The following is a 14,905-nucleotide window of genomic DNA, read 5'->3' as shown; positions in this document are numbered from 1 at the left end:
GCCCGGCGAGCAACCGGCTGAGCGAGATAGCCACGGCGGCAACGTCTGCCGGTCGCGGCGCGGCTCCCGCTCTCGTTGATTCGCAACTCATGAACTCTTACGCATGCATGCAAAGCTGCTCTGCGTGCAATGTCAGCGTCCGCTTGACTACGAAACACCAGCGACCGCCACCATGCCCCCGCGAGACCAGATCTCGATGGGCGCGAAGTCCGCGGCCTCGACAGCACGGCCACCGTTCCCGAGCTTCTTCACGCCTGGGCTCGCTGCACTTGGCAAGCAGCTACACCTGATCGGCCACGGCCCTCCGCGCAGTACCGGCTCGGCGCGGTTGGCAACGCACTGTAAGGCCGAATTGGGTGTGGTTCAGAGTGGGCGTCGTTGAGTTGCCGGGTATCAGCGCCCGTCGGGTGGTGCCCCTGATGCGGGCCACCGCTCCACCGCATGGATCATCTCGCGGCCGAGGTAGTCGAGGTATCGGCCGATTTCTGTCAGCCGCAGGCCTGCGGGGGTCGTTGCGCCGAGGATTTCGGCGCCGCTGCGCGCCGCCTTGACCTTTTCCTGGGAGGCGCGGGCAAGGTTGAGCGTGGTGCGATACCAGGTTCGATCATCGATGTAGTAGCGGTCGCGGCGTGGCGAATCGCGTTCCCGGCGAATAAGGTCTCGCTGTTCGAGCGCACGTATAGCTGTCGAAATCGATGCCGGGCTTACTCCGAGGCGATGCACCAAGTCGGCGGCGGTGAGGCTGCCGGAGTCGGTAAGGTGCAGGCAGGTCAGTACTCGGGCCTGCATGCGAGGCATCCCGTCGTAAATCAACAATTCGGTGAACTGGGCTGCGAAGGCGAGCACGGCATCGTCACGTTCAGGCGCGGTTGTTGGTGCCGATCGCGGAGGCGCGGTCGGTTTGCTCCGTCGCGATCGCGTTGCCGTTGCCCGGTGTGCTCGGTCGGCGCGATACCGATTCGGACCACCGTTGCGGGTCACCTCGCGACTGACCGTCGAGGCCGGCCGCGCGAGCTGACGTGCGATCTCGGTGTATCCCGACCCTTCGGCCAGTCCGGCGGCGATGCATTCCCGTTCCTGCAGGGTAAGTCGGGCTCCCGGCATGAGTGGCTCCTTGTCGACGTCATCGTTCAGCGCCGGCATGCGTTCGACGGCAGCTCATTGCAAATACACTGCTCATTCTTGCATTCCTCGGCATGCCCATTGCAATGCGAATATTGACCCCAGCTGTGTAAATCGTGCTTTGCACGAAGATTACCGTTGAACGTCGATGGAAGGGATCTATCGTTCAGCTCGGACTGAACATTGCACTCCGGAAGGAACTCGATGCCCGACCCCGCCCATCGCAACGGCGAAACAGCGACAGCCGCTCCGACGTTCGTGTTCGTACACGGCCTGACCAGCAACAGCTTCTATTGGGCACCCGTCGTTCGTGAGCTGGCCTTGCTCGGCCACCGCAGCTTGCCGGTCGATCTACCCGGACACGGGCTCGACGCCTCGATACCGATGGCCTACCAGGCGCAAGACATTGCGGCCTTCGTCGCATCATCGGCTACGATGTCCACAATTACTGTGCAGGACAACGTTTCCCACGTTATCGAGGTAGTGCAGAAGGCGCATCGGCACGGACCGGTCATCCTTGTGGGCCATAGCCTCGGGGGCGTGACGATCGGTTTGGTAGGCAATGCCATACCCGAAGCCATCCAACGTATGGTCTACCTCTCCGCATTCTGCCCCTCCACGCCGGATGCCCCCAGCGCGATGGCGCTGAGCCAGACCCCCGAGGCCATGAAAGAGGTGCCGGTCCCGAATGCCGAGCACTCGCTATTTCTGGGTATGGAACCGGTAGCCCGCGGCATTATCCGGTTCAACCCACGGTCCTCCGATCCTGCGGCACTGGAAGGCTTTCGGCAGACCAACATGCCCGAGGCCACTCTGGAACAGACATTGACGGTGATCAACTACGGTATGCAACCCGAAGACGGCGCACAGACCAGCTTCGCCGACGCCCGAGTTGAAGCCGACACATGGGGACGGATACCTCACACCTACATCCGCCTCACCCGCGATAACGTGATCTCTCCGGCGCTTGCGAGGAAAATGATCGACGACGCCGATCGCATCACCCCGAACAACCCCTTCGATGATGTCCATGATATGGCGGCCGGACACGTGGGTGTCATCCTGCGAGCACGCGAGCTGGCAGCCATCCTTGACCGCCTCGCGTGAACCCGCAACGAGTATTGCTGATTGAACCTGCTCAGTTTCGTTCCAGGCGTTTCGTTCACGCCGCGAACCGGCACCGGATGGCAGGGCCGGGTCGACGGGCCGTGCCGGTGCCGCTGGTGACAATGCGGCGATGGAGAGCTTCTTCAGCCTCCGGTAGCGCAACGTGCTGGACCGGCAGCGGTGGGATACCCGCAAACAGCTGTGGATCGCGATCGTGACCTCGCGGTGTCCGCTAGGCGGGAACGCTGCGGCGGATGGTCGATCCTCCGACTCCGGTCTCGGTTGATCTGGCTATCGTTCTCACCGGCGAGGCGCGCCCCGCCGCGACGCATGTGTCCATGCGCGCGAAGTCCGCGAGCCTCGACAGCACCGCCACCGTCCGCGGACTTCTGCGCGCCTGGGTGCGCTGCAATTCTCTGCACTGAGCAAATCGATGTGTCGTGCGACGGGGTCCTGACGAGTCCCGCCTCGCTCGAATGCGCGGCGGGACTCGTCAGGGTTCAGGCGTGCGCTGCCGGCGCGCGGACGTCGTCGTTCTCGTGTGCGGCCGATCGCGGAATCAGCACGGTGGCGACCAGGCCGAGCAGGATGAATCCCGCGGCGAGGTAGCCGCCGAGCTCGATACCGTCGGTCATGGCCGCTCGACCGGCGTCGGCGATGGGCCGGGTCTGCGGCTGTGCCGCGTACCCTTCGATCGCGGCTCCCGCGCTGTCGGTGATCGTGTGGGCGTGCTGCTCGGCCCGGACGGTGTCCATGCCGTCCGCGGTCAGGCGGTCGGTGACCTGCGATCCCAGCGTGGTGAAGAACACCGTGGTCAGGATCGCGATACCGAGGGCGGATCCGAGCTGGCGGAACGCACTCTGGATGCCGGAAGCCTGTCCGTTGTCGTTCTCGGGGATGTCGGCGAGGACGACGTTGGTGACCTGTGCGGTCGCGAAGCCGACGCCGACGCCGTAGAGGCACAGGATCAGTGCCAGCGACCACCACGAATTCTCCGGGGAGGCGAACAGCGCGAGGCCACCCAGGCCGACGACCTCGAAGGCCAGGCCGAGGCGGACCAGGTTCACCGGCGAGACGTTCTTGTCGGCCAGCCCGAAACTCGCACCGCTGGCGATGAAGCTGCCGATGGCGATCGGCACCAGCGCCAGGCCGGACTGGACCGCACTGTATCCGAGGGTGAATTGCAGCCACAGCGGCAGCACCGCGACAATGCCGAACTCCCCGAGCCCGATGATCAGCGTGGCGATGTTGCCGTTGCGGAACGAGGCCGATTTGAACAGGCTCAGGTCCATCAGCGCCTTGTCGGTGTTCCCGCTGCGGCGCAGCAGCATCTGACGCCCGGTGAACCCGCCGAGAGCGAACATGCTCAGCACCAGCGCCACCAGCACCGGCGAGGGACCGCTGTCCCAGCTGATGCCACCGATATGCAAGGGCTCCTTGCTGGTGATCCAGCCGTAGGTGCGGCCCTCGACCAGACCGAAGGCCAACAGGCCCAGACCGAGCACCGACAGCAGCGCTCCCAGAACGTCGAGACGCCCCGGTGCTCGTGGCGAACGCTGGATGCAGGTCAGCACACCGACCACGATCAGTACCGCGAGCGGCACGTTGATGCCGAACGCCCAGCGCCACGACACGTGTTCGGCCAGCCAGCCGCCCAGCAGCGGGCCCAGCGCGGCGGCCGCGCCGATGGTGGATCCCCACACCGCGAACGCCTGACCGCGCGCTTTGCCGGTGAATGTGGCGTTGAGCAGCGCGAGCGAGGTCGGCAGGATCATGGCCGCGCCGGCGCCTTGCAGGAATCGTGCCACTACCAGCAGGCCGCCGCCGGGTGCGAGCCCGGCCATGATGCTGGTGACGCCGAAGACGATGACGCCGGCGAGGAAAATCCGCCGGGCGCCGATGATGTCGGCGATGCGACCGACCACCAGCAACAGTGCGGCGAACACGATCGCGTAGGACTCCTGAATCCATTGCGCCTCGGTCGAACCCGTGTCCAGGTCCTCGATGATCGACGGGATGATCACGTTCACGATCGTGGTGTCGACCACGATCAGGGCGACGCCCAGAGCGATGGCGAGCAAACCGAGCCATTGCAGCAGGGAGGTCTCGGCCTGGGGCTCGGCCGTCCTCTTCTCATTCATAGCAATCTACTTCCATGGTGGAATAATTCCATCGTGAAATTAGATTCGAGGGCGGTAGGTTGTCAAGCGGCGGCGCCGGTAGCGCCCCGCGGTGAGAAAGGCGGGCAGGGATCGATGAACCACCCGGTTGTACAGGCTCAACTGGACCAGGTGACCGAAGGACTACGCGCCTACGGCGCCAACTATCGGGAGTTCAGCCGCAAGTTCGCGGCATGGCTGGGGCTGCACTCCACCGACGCCGAGGCGCTCATCGAAATCCTCGCCGCCGAGGAGCGGGGCACGGCGCTCTCACCTGCCCGGCTCAGCGAACGCATCGGGCTGTCCCAGCCCGCCACCACCGCGCTGCTGAACCGGCTCGAGCAGGCCGGCCACGTCGTGCGCACCCGCGAACACCGCGACCGGCGCATGGTCACCCTGCGCGGCGGCCCGGACGTCCACCACCTTGCAGACGAGTTCTTCCATCCGCTCGGCGAGGAGGTCGCCGCCGTCATGGCCCGATACAGCCCCGAACAACTCACCCAGTTCGAGAGATTCCTGACCGAGCTGACCGAAGCGATGAACAACCGCCTCGGCCAGCCGCTTCCACCCTCGCCCGACCGGACTACCACCGACCACTGAGACCGGCCCGCCGCCGCTGCCGTTGAGAGTTCGGCGCGTATTGCGACCACTCGGGTTCACCGCTATGCCGGCAGCCGACGGCTCGGGTCCGACAACCGATCCATCAGCACGACCGCGGTCCGCCGGCTCACCAGCCGGCTGATCGCGGCGCCGAACCGATTGCTCATCCCGTCGGCAACACTCGGCCCCGGCGACCGGCGGTCGAGATGCGCCAGCGCCGTCGCCACCACCTCGGCCGGCGCCCGCATCCGCGCGCCCGCGGTAGCGTCGTCGGTGCCGACGACCGCGTTGAACTCGGTATCGGTCGCCCCCGGCGACAATGCGAAAACCGCGACACCACAACCACGTAATTCCGACCACAAGGCCTCGGTGAAGTTGAGCACGAACGCTTTCGACGCACCGTAGACCGCCATGCGCGGCGTCGGAGCATAGGCCGCCATGCTCGCGACATTGATCAGGAATCCGTTGCCCGCCGCGAGCAGATCCGGCAGGAACGCGGAGGTGAGCTGGACGGGCGCGGATACGTCCACCGCGATCTCCTGCGCGAGCCGTTCCGGGTCCTCGTCGCGGAATGGGCCGAAGGTGCCGAAGCCCGCGTTGTTGATCAAACTCGTCACCCGCATACTTCGCTCCGCGACGACCTTTCGCAGATCCGGCCCGGCGGTCGGCGACGTCAGGTCGTAAGGAATCACCTCGACCGCCGCTCCGTGCGCAGACCGCAACTCCGCGGCGAGTTCGTTCAGCAGATCGTGACGCCGGGCCACCAGCACCACCGCCGCCCCGCGCTCGGCGAGCGCCCTCGCGAATTCCCGCCCGATTCCGGAGCTGGCCCCGGTGATCAACACGGTCTGATCGGCATACGATATCGACATACTTGACATCGTAGGCCAGGTTGACACCAAGTGCCAGGTTGGCACGGGGTATGCTCCCCGCATGGCGAAGGAAACCGTGTGGGACCGCCAGCGCGCGGCCGTCCGGAGTGAAATCGTCGGCACCGCCCTCGAGATGTTCCTGACCGACGGCTTCGACGAGACCCCGATCGACCGCATCGTGGAAGCGGTCGGGGTTTCCCGGCGCACCTTCTTCCGCTACTTCGGCACCAAAGAGGACATCGTCCTCGGCGACCTCATTGCCCGTGGCCGGGTGATCGCCGACGAATTGGCCGCCCGGCCGCCCGGCGAAAGCCCGTGGGAAGCCCTCCGGGCCGCCCTTCACGCCAGCCGCGAAACCACGGTCCCCGACATGGATGCCGCCCTCGCTCTGGGGAAAATGCTCTTCGACACCCCGACGTTGCGGGCGCGACTGATGGAAAAACGGCTGCGCTGGCAGGAGATGTTCGTGCCGTTGCTCGCAGCACGAATGGACGGGCTCCCCGAGCGGGTGACGCTGCATGCCACGGCGATCGCCGCGGCGGCGCTCTCCTGCCTGGACGCGGCCTCGGAAGCGTGGATCGAATCGGACGGCGACGACGACCTCGCCGAGCTCTATGACGAGGCAGTGTCGGCGGTGCGGGGCTAGTGCGACAGCAACGCCCGCTGCTTTTCCTCGATGTCGACGGGCCGCTTCTTCCATTCGGTGAAGGCCCGCGACACGAACGGCGGGATGTTGTCGTATCGGACCGACGGTCGCGGCTCAACCCCGAGCTGGGGCGGTGGTTGGCAGCGCTGCCGTGTCAGCTGGTCTGGGCCACCACATGGGAAGACGAGGCGAACGCCGAGATCGCACCCCTGATCGGACTTCCGCAGTTGCCAGTCGTCCGCTGGCCGGATACTTCTGCCGAGCACGAACGCGAGGATCGATGGTTCGGGCTGTGCTGGAAGACCAGGACACTGGTGGACTGGGCGGCCGGCCTGCCGTTCGCGTGGATCGACGACGAGATCACCGACGCCGATCGCAACTGGATCCGCCTACATCATCCCGGCCGTGCGCTCCTGCATCATGTCGAGTCCTACCGCGGACTCAGCGACGACGACTTCACACCTCTCAGTCAATGGCTACGAATGTCCGGCGCGGTCTGAGCGGCGGTTCCGACAATCTTCGCGGATAGCGATTACTCCTCGGCCGATGCTCCGTCTTATCGGTTGAACGCGCTACCAACCCGGCGCGACCGACCGAAGGACCGGATATGACCACCGCCAACCCCACCGCCAGCTACTCCGCCGACGCCGTCACCTACCGTCCCGGCAAAATCCGTAACCGCGTCCTGTGGACCCTGCAGATCCTGCTCGGCCTGTTCTTCATCATCGCCTCCGGCGGGCCGAAACTGGTGATACCGAACTCCCTGACCGAGAACGCCTCCGAGAACCTGACCATCCCGTTCGCGCTGCTCATCTTCATCGGCATCGTCGAGGTCGCCGGCGGTATCGCCCTGATGGTGCCCCGGCTCAGCGCCCTGGCCGCCGCGGGCCTGTCGGTTCTCACCGTCCTCGCCGCCGGGACACAGGCGTTCATCGCCGACAAACCCGCCATGGCGATCTTCCCGCTGGCCCTCGCCGCGATCTTCGCCTGGATCGCCTACGAGCGCCGCGCCACGATCACCGATCTGCGTACCTCGCTGTCGCGATGACAAACCACTGAGCACGACCGGCGATCGGTGGCCTGAGCCACCGATCGCCGATCGTGCGTTTCCGGATCGGTCGCTTGTCGGGTTGGCGGCGATCGATCGAGCGGCCATCTGGTCCGCGGCGCCCTGGCCCCGGGCGCCGCACCAGGTGGCCGTGATCGCGTCGGGCGCATTCCATGCCCTGGCTACTCGGTGACTTCACCTGGCAAGCAGGACGGCGGCGACGGCGGGAATAGGGTTTGGTGGATGAGTTTCCGATTCGCGGCATACGCCGTCTGTCTCGAACAGGGGCGGGTGTTGCTCGCTCGTCACGTGGCCGGAAACGGCGAGACCACGTGGACACTTCCAGGCGGTGAGGTCGAGCACGCGGAGGATCCCTTCGATGCGGTGACCCGGGAGCTCGCTGAGGAAACCGGCTACGACGGGGTTGTCGAACGCCTGCTGGGCGTGGATTCGAGAGTGATCCCCGCCGCTGTTGCTCGGGCGGGAGTCGAGCACCAGAATGTCGGGATCTTCTACCGCGTCCGCGTCACCGGCGGTCGGCTTCGCGCCGAACCGAACGGGGCGACTGTCGAGCCGACCTGGACTCCGATCGGCGAGGTGGCCTCGCTGCGGCGAGCATCGCTTGTCGATACCGGCCTGGCGCTGGCGCGGACCCTTCCGGCAACCGGTCACGTCACGCCCACTCCGGTCGGCGGCTTGATCCAGCATTGAAATGCTTCCGGTATACGGGGTCCCGGTGGGAGCGGGCCTGCGCCGCCTGGTGTTCCGTTGGCCGTTCGGCCAGCGGAACAGCTCAGGATGTCGTGGCGACTTCGAGCTGGCCCCCTCCGCTGGAGTTGACCAGCAAAGCCTCCGCCATCCCGACGCGCTATCCGCCTGCGTGTGGGGCGCGTGCGGCGGAGGATCCTTCTCGGAGGACCTCTCCGGTGAGGTTGCGGTTGGCGTCAGATCCCAGGAACACGATCAGGCGGGCGACATCGTCGGGATCGGACAGTCGCCGGGTCGGGGTGCCCGCGGCCAGCTTGTCGATCACGGCATCGGGAAACGCAGCCCTGGTTTCGGTGAGGGTGAACCCGGGGGCGACGACGTTGACGAGAATGCCGTCCCGGCCGCCTTCCCAAGCGAGACTGCGCGACAAGCCGTACAGGCTCGATTTGGCCGTGCCGTACGGGCCGGGTCCGGGGATCCCTTCCTCGGCCACGCTGGAGGAGATCAGCACGATGCGTCCCCAGCTGTTCCTGCGCATACCGGGCAACACAGACCGGATTACCGCCACGGTGCCGATCAGGTTGGCGCCGATCATCCGGTTCCAGTGGTCGAGCGGTACATCCTCGAACCGGACGCCGGGGTCGGGCGGGGCGTCCCCGCCCCAGTCGACCGCGTTGGCGACAAGAGCGTCGATATCGCCCCAGCGCTCGTTGATTGCTCCCACCGCTGTGGTAGCGGTGGCGGGATCGCTGAGCCGCAACGGCACGACCATCGCCTCTCCGCCGGCTGCCTCGACCGACAAGGCCGCCGTCTCCGCGCCCGCGCGGTCGGTGTGGTACGTGATCGCCACCCGGGCTTGTTCGGCCCCGAACGCGCGAGCCGTGGCAGCGCCGATGCCTTTGGAGGCTCCGGTCACCAGTACCACGCGGCCCTTCAGTCCTGTCTCCATGTTTCTCCGATTTCCGTTGTTGCGGGCTTGCGATCGCCCGATTGAAAGTTGTTGCAGGAGTGGTTGGCTCAGCTCGACAGTTGCAGCCGTCGGCCGATCGAGGTGACGAGTGCGGTAGCGGCTTCCAACGCGGCGGCTCGCGAGGTCTGGTGAGCGTCTTTGAACTCGGCCAGGAACGGGACGTGCAGTGCGTTGGTCAGTTCCGTATGGATGAAATGCAGATCCGTGAGCCCGAGTGTCTCGAAATAGGCCTGCAGGTAGGGCTCCTGGTAGTCGTGCGCCGCACGTGGTGTTCCCGGCGCGTACGAGCCGCCCCGGGCGGTGACCACGACGGCAGTCCGCCCGGCCAGCGGCAGCCAGGGAAAGGAGATCTGGTCGATCCACGCCTTGAGCGTCGAGGGGAGTGAGAAGTTGTACATCGGGCTCGCGATCAGCAGCACATCGGCCGCCAGCAATTCCTCGATCAGCGGCCGGCTCACCGCCCAACTTCTCTCCTGTGCTGGGGTTCGCACCGCACTGGACATGTCGGCCAGCTTCCGGACCCCTGTTGCGGATGCCTGGATCGCGATCTCGGTGCGAGCCTCGTCGACCGGCGGCACGGGATCGGCACCCAGATCCCGGTAGGTGTAGTCACCGCCGGGATGTCCGGTGCGCCACGCGGCGGCGAACACTGCCGAGACTTCGCGGGAGAAGGAGTTCCTTCTGGGACTGGTATCAATGTGCAGCAGGTGCGCCACGGCGTCTCCGTTCGAATTACATAGCCGACTATATAATAGCCGACTGTACAATAGCCGACTATGGAAATGCCCTCTCGATCAGGCCGCGACACCGCTCGCGACGTCGGCCCCATCGGCTACGCTCTCGCTCTCGCCGCGCGTGCACACCGGGCCGATCTGACGCAGCGGCTCGCCCGGCTCGGGCTGCACCCCGGCCAAGAGCTCATCGTGGTCGACCTCCACGAGAACCCAGGATCGACGCAGGCCGAGCTGGTGGAGCGCATGGGTATCGAGCAGCCCACGATCGCCAAGACCATCAGCCGTATGGAGCGTTCCGGCTTCGTGGAGCGGACCCACGACGACTCCGACCGGCGGGTGATTCGACTGCGTCTGTCCGCGCAGGGACACCAGGCGGTCGAGCCGGTGCGGGTCGCGTGGCGCGACGCCGAAACCGTGGTCACCAACGGCCTCAACGGGGCCGAACGCCGCCAACTTGTGAGTCTGCTGCGAAGGATCGGTGAACAGTGATTGCCGGACCCGGTGGTTGGAACAGGGTGTCGCGGATCCGCAATGGCCGGTAGCCGGTCGGGCCGAGGGCGGCGAGTTCGGCGTCGATGTCGACCTCGATCGCGCCGAAGAAGTTGATGTTCTCGCTGTGCGCGGGTGAGATGTGGGCGAGCACCTCGTCGTCGATGCGCCGGCCTTCGCGGCGCATCTGGTCGACCGCGACAAGCCAAGCGGACCGCTCGCGAAGCACCGAGCCGATCGCGCGGCCGGTCGGGCTTGTGACGCCGAGTCGTGCCGCCCGGCTACGTGGGCACCACGCCGACCCGCCGGGCGAGCTTGCCGAGGTCGCCGGACGTGAGGTTCCGGCGGGCCGTGCGCATCATGTGCCCGACCAGTTCGCGGACCGGCGTCAACGTGCGAACGTGCTGTGGGGCCGCGTGCTCGGCCCGCAGTAGCGCGTACAACGCGTCTCTGTGATTTCGCTGCATCGCGTGCGCTCGGCCGATTTCGACGAAGTACTGAGCCCGCCGACCCTCGTTGGGCAGTTCGGATGGGTCGAGGCCCGGGGCGAGTTCGAGCACCTGGCCCGGCTCGCGTCGTTCGATTGCCGCCGACATCCGCCAGAGCGTGACATTGGCCGGGCCGAACGACTCGTTGCGTGCCTCGGAAGTATTCGGGCGGGCTTCGGTGAGACGGCCCGCTTGCTCGGCCGCCTCGGCAAGGTGCGGTTCAGGGTCGCTGCCCATGGTGGCGGCCACCATGGACGCTTGCAGGTGGAGCATTCCATAGGTTTCGATCTCGCCCGCCGTACGGACGTCGGCCGCGATCCGATCGGCCGTTCCCATTGTGGTCGCCAATGCGGCGGGCAGTGCGCCGGGGCGGGACAACATGATCTGTCCCTGGCTGAAGGCAGCTGCGGCGAGTTGGGCCGGAGCGGCGATTCGACGTGCGGCGCGGTCGGCTTCTTCGGCGGCGCTCCAGGCGAGCGCGTGATATCCGCGTGCTCGCAACGCCGAGGCCACGCCGTAGGCCACGGTGCCGAAAACGTCATAGGCCCGCTCGGCGTTGCTGCTGTCCGCCTCGTGAACGTGCCGGTATGCGTCGGTGAGCATCGGCGCGAGCATCGGGCCGATGGCGGCGTAATCACAGTCGTTACGCAGCTTGGTGACTGTGTGCGTGAGCCTGGCCAGTTCATCGAGCGGACGCGGCGGGCGAGTGTCGGTGACATTGCCTCGCGCCCACAGCACGGTCTCGATATCCGGAACAGCCGCGTGGAAACCGGCCGTGGCCGGGTCCAGTTTCTCCTGTTCTTGGCTGCCGGTCAGATCTCCGATGGTTACTCCGAGCGCGGATGCCAGCGCGAGCAAGGTCCTACGGGAGTCGATCGGCCGTAGCCCGGTCTCGAATTTCGCGATGGCACTGCGGGATAGCCCGGCGCGGTCGGCAAGGACTTGTTGTGAGATTCCGCGCCGGGCGCGGATGGTGCGCACCTGACGGCCGACGTAGCGGTCGTCCTCTGGCTGGAAATGGCTCATACCTCCACTGTTCCACAGAGGAACAGGTTGCGGCGGTTGAGCTGTCAAGGTTCCCAACCGCGCCCGCCGCCGGGTGCGTATGCCTCGGCGGCGGGTGCAAGCCAACGAAAACGCAGGGGACAGGGACAGGGGAAAACCTGATGCGATACCGGCCGACCGCACTTGGATATGTGGATCTGGATGCCAGCACGGCTCTGGCTTGGGACCGGGCGCAGGTTCAGCGCTTGGCGCGTCATCTCGGCTATCTGGTGGTCTGGCCCGATCTATCGTCGGTGCTCCCGCTGTTCGATCAGGTTCGCGCTGCCGACGTGGACGCGGTGGTCATGCCCGGTCCGCACCATCTCGGCCCGATCGAGTTGAACAGGGTTATGGACGTCGCCGATGTGGAGACGGTGCTGCCCCGCTTGTCTTTCGCGCGATGGTCACTGGTGAGGCCCGGACAGTGATCGTGCTGGGGTACATCGTCGCGATCGGCGTGCCGTCGGCGGTGCTGGTGTGGGCGCTGGCGTGGCCGGAATCGAAAGCCCGCCAGACCGCCGACAGTCGAGAACAGCACGACGGCCTCGAAGAGCGTTGATGCCGCACCTTCTTGGAGGTTCGGCATCAGCGCAGGATGTCCAGTAGCAGTTCCGGCAGGTCGGTGAGTATGCCTGTCACGCCGATGTCGATGAGTCGCCGGAGATCGTGTTCGGGGGTGTCGGCGCTGATGTCGCCGAGGAGGGTGTCCGCGCAGGTCCATACCGGCACTCCGCGCGCGATGATGTTTTCGACGAGCTGAGCGCCGGTGTGGTGGTCGGTCAGCAGCCAGGCCGGCCAGAGACGGACGAGGTTGACACCGGCGTCGATGAACGCCGCGATATCCGATGGGTCCGGCGGGAGGTCGGTTCGTCCCGGGACGAGCGCCAACGTGCGCAGGCGCGGATCGAGCCGTTTGAATTCGTGCAGGTCGTCGACCGTGCGCGGACCGAGGATCACCCTGTGCGAGGCATCGTAATGATCGGTCAGCGCGACGATTTCCTGCTTGGCTTCCGGTGGGCAGTCCTTGATATCGAGCAGCAGCTGCGTCCGATGTCCTCGCAGCGCCTCGAGTACTTCGCGGTAGGTCGGCACCCGCTCTGCGCTGAAGGCCGAACCGGCGAGCGAGCCTGCGTCGAGAGCCTTGATCTCGGCCGATGTCAGGTCGGCGACTCGGCCGTGACCGTTGGTGGTCCGATCCACCGTGTCGTCGTGCATTACGACGAGATGCCCGTCGGCAGTGACTCGGAGGTCGATCTCGATCGCGTCGACGTCGAGTGCGATCGCGCCGTGGAAGGCTGCCAGTGTGTTCTCCGGGAGGCCGGGCACGAGTCCTCGGTGCGCGACGACGGTTACTCCGGTCGATGTAGGCACTCGCCGAGTCTGACATTTGCCGCCCGATGCTGCCGAACACCGGCGTCCAATTCATGCGGATGGGGCCGACGACCTACACGCTACGAAGTCTGGGCAGCCCGCCATCCCGAGGAACGCTGGGTTCCGGCCCACGCAAAGTAACGGGCTCAGAAGCGTTGGCGTAGGGGGAGGTCGGTGGGGGTGCTGCGGTAGATGCCGCGGTCGATGAGGCGGGGGACCACCTCGTCGATGAATTCTCGGATGGCTGTCGAACCTGCGGAGAACATCAGGTTGAAGCCGCCGACGTTGCCGTCCTCGTGCCAGGTCGCGAAATCTGCGACCAAGTCGTCGTAGGTGCCCACGAATTTGCGGTGGGTCGCGCCGCCCCGGCCGACCGCCTGGGCGACGACATCGCGCACGGTGACGCCCGGGTGTTCCTGGGCCCAGTTGTAGAGGCCGACGTAATTGCCGAAGGTGCTCTTGATCGTCTGCTCGACGTCTTCCGGGCGGGGGAGCAGGTGGGTGGGGAACGGGTCGTCGATATCGCCCAGTGGTAGTTCGATGCCGAACTGCCCCAGTGCGGCTGGTGCGAGGGGTGCCCAGTCGACGTAGCTGTCGAGTTCTCGGAGTTTCTCCTCGGCCTCTTCGGTGGTGCGGCCGAGGTAGGGGATCAGCCCGGGGATGGCGGGGACGGTGCCCGGGGGCCGGCCTTCGTCGATGAGGGCTTTGTCCAGGGTCTGGCGGTAGGTGGCGGCGCTCGCGCGGGTGGAGGAGTTGGTGAACACCATCTCGGCGTGTTTTGCGGCGACCTTGATGCCGGGTCCCGAGCCGCCGGCCTGCGCAATGAGCGGGCGTTGCTGTCGGCTGGGGGCGATGTTGAGAGGTCCGGCGACGTTGAACAGCGGTCCGTGGTGGTTGATCGGTTCGGCGTAGAAGCGGGTGCGGCCGTCGGGATCGGGACGCGCGGATCGGTTGTCCCACAGTGCTCGCAGGACCTGGAGGAACTCGTCGGCGCGGTGATAGCGCGCTTCGCGGGAAAGGTGCTCTTGCAGGCTGTAGTTCTGGGCGAACCGGTCGATCACCGAGGTGACCGCGTTGTATCCGGCGCGGCCGTCGGAGGCCTGGTCGAGCGAGGCCAGCAGGCGGGCCAGGTTGTAGGGGTCGTAGAACGTTGTCGACGCTGTCGCGATGAGGCCGACATGCTTGGTGTGCTGGGAGATCGCGGTCAGGGCGGTGATGGGTTCCGCCGGTCCGCCGTCGAAGGCGGGGGAGCCCTGCATGCCGGGGATGTCGCCGACGAACAAAGCGGTGAACAGGCCCTCGTCGCCGAATGCGCCGTATTCCAGCAGACGCTCGAACGTGCTGCGCTCGGGAACGCCGTGGGCTCGTTCGTATCGATAGGCGCCCTGGTGCAGGTTGAGGTCGTTGGCCACCAGGTTCAGATGCAGATAACGTCGCTCCGCCATCGGGAGGCTCCTGTCGTAGAACTTGCTCCGAGGGTATGCGCACCGTCGGGGTTTCGGGTGGGCTTGCCCTCGGGCCGGCGACTGCTCGGGCGCAGTCCACCC

At 66.3% G+C, this 14,905-nt stretch carries 18 protein-coding genes and 2 pseudogenes; 11 read left to right on the top strand and 9 right to left on the bottom strand.

Annotated features, from left to right (window positions below; all coding sequences use genetic code 11):
- Positions 1–393: 393 nt before the first annotated feature.
- On the bottom strand, positions 394–1,143 hold the full coding sequence (locus tag AB0F41_RS07470; RefSeq protein WP_357421925.1) for a helix-turn-helix domain-containing protein: 750 nt from the start codon (positions 1,141–1,143) through the stop codon (positions 394–396).
- A 183-nt stretch (positions 1,144–1,326) separates the two neighbouring features.
- On the opposite strand from AB0F41_RS07470, the gene AB0F41_RS07465 reads away from it, so the two are divergent.
- The 3 genes and pseudogenes from AB0F41_RS07465 (at position 1,327) to AB0F41_RS07455 (ending at position 2,654) form a co-directional block, all read left to right on the top strand.
- Complete coding sequence (locus tag AB0F41_RS07465) at positions 1,327–2,229, top strand: alpha/beta hydrolase (protein WP_357421924.1); 903 nt, start codon at positions 1,327–1,329, stop codon at positions 2,227–2,229.
- Positions 2,230–2,258: 29 nt separating this feature from the next.
- Positions 2,259–2,449, top strand: a pseudogene (locus AB0F41_RS07460) (IS3 family transposase); the annotation flags it as partial.
- Between the two features lie 34 nt (positions 2,450–2,483).
- Positions 2,484–2,654, top strand: a complete 171-nt coding sequence (locus AB0F41_RS07455; protein ID WP_357421922.1) for a hypothetical protein — start codon at positions 2,484–2,486, stop codon at positions 2,652–2,654.
- A 75-nt stretch (positions 2,655–2,729) separates the two neighbouring features.
- On the opposite strand, the gene AB0F41_RS07450 is transcribed toward AB0F41_RS07455, so the two are convergent.
- Positions 2,730–4,370: an MFS transporter gene (locus AB0F41_RS07450; RefSeq protein WP_357421921.1), complete on the bottom strand. Its 1,641-nt coding sequence runs from the start codon at positions 4,368–4,370 to the stop codon at positions 2,730–2,732.
- 114 nt (positions 4,371–4,484) lie between these two features.
- Here AB0F41_RS07450 and AB0F41_RS07445 point away from each other — a divergent pair, with 114 nt between their 5' ends.
- Positions 4,485–4,988, top strand: coding sequence for a MarR family transcriptional regulator (locus AB0F41_RS07445; RefSeq protein ID WP_357421920.1), 504 nt, complete (start codon positions 4,485–4,487; stop codon positions 4,986–4,988).
- 62 nt (positions 4,989–5,050) lie between these two features.
- Here AB0F41_RS07445 and AB0F41_RS07440 read toward each other — a convergent pair whose 3' ends face one another.
- Entirely contained in the window at positions 5,051–5,860 is an 810-nt protein-coding gene (locus AB0F41_RS07440) for an SDR family oxidoreductase (RefSeq protein WP_357421919.1), read from the bottom strand.
- Between the two features lie 61 nt (positions 5,861–5,921).
- Between AB0F41_RS07440 and AB0F41_RS07435 the strand changes: the two genes are divergently transcribed.
- The 4 genes from AB0F41_RS07435 (at position 5,922) to AB0F41_RS07420 (ending at position 8,265) form a co-directional block, all read left to right on the top strand.
- Entirely contained in the window at positions 5,922–6,506 is a 585-nt protein-coding gene (locus tag AB0F41_RS07435) for a TetR family transcriptional regulator (protein WP_357421918.1), read from the top strand.
- The gene (locus tag AB0F41_RS07430) at positions 6,506–7,006 is read left to right on the top strand and encodes an HAD domain-containing protein (protein ID WP_357421916.1); all 501 of its coding nucleotides are present in this window, start codon (positions 6,506–6,508) and stop codon (positions 7,004–7,006) included. Before AB0F41_RS07435 ends, AB0F41_RS07430 begins: the two co-directional genes overlap by 1 nt.
- A gap of 107 nt (positions 7,007–7,113) precedes the next feature.
- Positions 7,114–7,554 carry a DoxX family protein gene (locus AB0F41_RS07425; protein WP_357421915.1) on the top strand — a complete coding sequence of 147 codons (441 nt, stop codon included), beginning with the start codon at positions 7,114–7,116 and terminating at the stop codon, positions 7,552–7,554.
- 243 nt (positions 7,555–7,797) lie between these two features.
- Positions 7,798–8,265, top strand: coding sequence for an NUDIX domain-containing protein (locus tag AB0F41_RS07420; RefSeq protein WP_357421914.1), 468 nt, complete (start codon positions 7,798–7,800; stop codon positions 8,263–8,265).
- Positions 8,266–8,422: 157 nt separating this feature from the next.
- Here the strand turns inward: AB0F41_RS07420 and AB0F41_RS07415 are convergent, their stop codons facing one another.
- Positions 8,423–9,211, bottom strand: a complete 789-nt coding sequence (locus tag AB0F41_RS07415; RefSeq protein ID WP_357421912.1) for an SDR family NAD(P)-dependent oxidoreductase — start codon at positions 9,209–9,211, stop codon at positions 8,423–8,425.
- 68 nt (positions 9,212–9,279) lie between these two features.
- The gene (locus AB0F41_RS07410; protein ID WP_357421911.1) at positions 9,280–9,948 is read right to left on the bottom strand and encodes an NAD(P)H-dependent oxidoreductase; all 669 of its coding nucleotides are present in this window, start codon (positions 9,946–9,948) and stop codon (positions 9,280–9,282) included.
- A gap of 60 nt (positions 9,949–10,008) precedes the next feature.
- Here AB0F41_RS07410 and AB0F41_RS07405 point away from each other — a divergent pair, with 60 nt between their 5' ends.
- Entirely contained in the window at positions 10,009–10,455 is a 447-nt protein-coding gene (locus tag AB0F41_RS07405; protein WP_357421910.1) for a MarR family transcriptional regulator, read from the top strand.
- 19 nt (positions 10,456–10,474) lie between these two features.
- Here AB0F41_RS07405 and AB0F41_RS07400 read toward each other — a convergent pair.
- Both AB0F41_RS07400 and AB0F41_RS07395 read right to left on the bottom strand, forming a co-directional pair.
- Positions 10,475–10,657: pseudogene (locus AB0F41_RS07400) on the bottom strand (Tn3 family transposase); the annotation flags it as partial.
- A 79-nt stretch (positions 10,658–10,736) separates the two neighbouring features.
- The gene (locus AB0F41_RS07395; RefSeq protein WP_357421909.1) at positions 10,737–11,969 is read right to left on the bottom strand and encodes a helix-turn-helix domain-containing protein; all 1,233 of its coding nucleotides are present in this window, start codon (positions 11,967–11,969) and stop codon (positions 10,737–10,739) included.
- A gap of 140 nt (positions 11,970–12,109) precedes the next feature.
- On the opposite strand from AB0F41_RS07395, the gene AB0F41_RS07390 reads away from it, so the two are divergent.
- Both AB0F41_RS07390 and AB0F41_RS07385 read left to right on the top strand, forming a co-directional pair.
- Positions 12,110–12,415, top strand: coding sequence for a hypothetical protein (locus tag AB0F41_RS07390; protein ID WP_357421907.1), 306 nt, complete (start codon positions 12,110–12,112; stop codon positions 12,413–12,415).
- Positions 12,388–12,546 carry a hypothetical protein gene (locus tag AB0F41_RS07385; RefSeq protein WP_357421906.1) on the top strand — a complete coding sequence of 53 codons (159 nt, stop codon included), beginning with the start codon at positions 12,388–12,390 and terminating at the stop codon, positions 12,544–12,546. Before AB0F41_RS07390 ends, AB0F41_RS07385 begins: the two co-directional genes overlap by 28 nt.
- Positions 12,547–12,572: 26 nt before the next feature.
- Here AB0F41_RS07385 and AB0F41_RS07380 read toward each other — a convergent pair whose 3' ends face one another.
- Entirely contained in the window at positions 12,573–13,358 is a 786-nt protein-coding gene (locus tag AB0F41_RS07380) for a glycerophosphodiester phosphodiesterase family protein (protein WP_357421904.1), read from the bottom strand.
- A gap of 146 nt (positions 13,359–13,504) precedes the next feature.
- A complete protein-coding gene (locus AB0F41_RS07375; protein ID WP_357421903.1) occupies positions 13,505–14,803 on the bottom strand; it encodes an NtaA/DmoA family FMN-dependent monooxygenase in 1,299 nt (432 codons plus the stop codon).
- Positions 14,804–14,905 lie beyond the last annotated feature (102 nt).

The organism is Nocardia sp. NPDC024068, from assembly GCF_040638875.1.
GTDB lineage: Bacteria > Actinomycetota > Actinomycetes > Mycobacteriales > Mycobacteriaceae > Nocardia.
This window is presented reverse-complemented; position numbering and strand designations above follow the sequence as displayed.

What these genes read in the sequence shown, in the direction of transcription:
- AB0F41_RS07470 (WP_357421925.1), bottom strand. Translation starts at nt 1,143, where the DNA reads ATGCCGGCGCTGAACGATGACGTCGACAAGGAGCCACTCATGCCGGGA.
- AB0F41_RS07465 (WP_357421924.1), top strand. Translation starts at nt 1,327, where the DNA reads ATGCCCGACCCCGCCCATCGCAACGGCGAAACAGCGACAGCCGCTCCG.
- AB0F41_RS07455 (WP_357421922.1), top strand. Translation starts at nt 2,484, where the DNA reads ATGGTCGATCCTCCGACTCCGGTCTCGGTTGATCTGGCTATCGTTCTC.
- AB0F41_RS07450 (WP_357421921.1), bottom strand. Translation starts at nt 4,370, where the DNA reads ATGAATGAGAAGAGGACGGCCGAGCCCCAGGCCGAGACCTCCCTGCTG.
- AB0F41_RS07445 (WP_357421920.1), top strand. Translation starts at nt 4,485, where the DNA reads ATGAACCACCCGGTTGTACAGGCTCAACTGGACCAGGTGACCGAAGGA.
- AB0F41_RS07440 (WP_357421919.1), bottom strand. Translation starts at nt 5,860, where the DNA reads ATGTCGATATCGTATGCCGATCAGACCGTGTTGATCACCGGGGCCAGC.
- AB0F41_RS07435 (WP_357421918.1), top strand. Translation starts at nt 5,922, where the DNA reads ATGGCGAAGGAAACCGTGTGGGACCGCCAGCGCGCGGCCGTCCGGAGT.
- AB0F41_RS07425 (WP_357421915.1), top strand. Translation starts at nt 7,114, where the DNA reads ATGACCACCGCCAACCCCACCGCCAGCTACTCCGCCGACGCCGTCACC.
- AB0F41_RS07420 (WP_357421914.1), top strand. Translation starts at nt 7,798, where the DNA reads ATGAGTTTCCGATTCGCGGCATACGCCGTCTGTCTCGAACAGGGGCGG.
- AB0F41_RS07415 (WP_357421912.1), bottom strand. Translation starts at nt 9,211, where the DNA reads ATGGAGACAGGACTGAAGGGCCGCGTGGTACTGGTGACCGGAGCCTCC.
- AB0F41_RS07405 (WP_357421910.1), top strand. Translation starts at nt 10,009, where the DNA reads ATGGAAATGCCCTCTCGATCAGGCCGCGACACCGCTCGCGACGTCGGC.
- AB0F41_RS07395 (WP_357421909.1), bottom strand. Translation starts at nt 11,969, where the DNA reads ATGAGCCATTTCCAGCCAGAGGACGACCGCTACGTCGGCCGTCAGGTG.
- AB0F41_RS07390 (WP_357421907.1), top strand. Translation starts at nt 12,110, where the DNA reads ATGCGATACCGGCCGACCGCACTTGGATATGTGGATCTGGATGCCAGC.
- AB0F41_RS07385 (WP_357421906.1), top strand. Translation starts at nt 12,388, where the DNA reads ATGGTCACTGGTGAGGCCCGGACAGTGATCGTGCTGGGGTACATCGTC.
- AB0F41_RS07375 (WP_357421903.1), bottom strand. Translation starts at nt 14,803, where the DNA reads ATGGCGGAGCGACGTTATCTGCATCTGAACCTGGTGGCCAACGACCTC.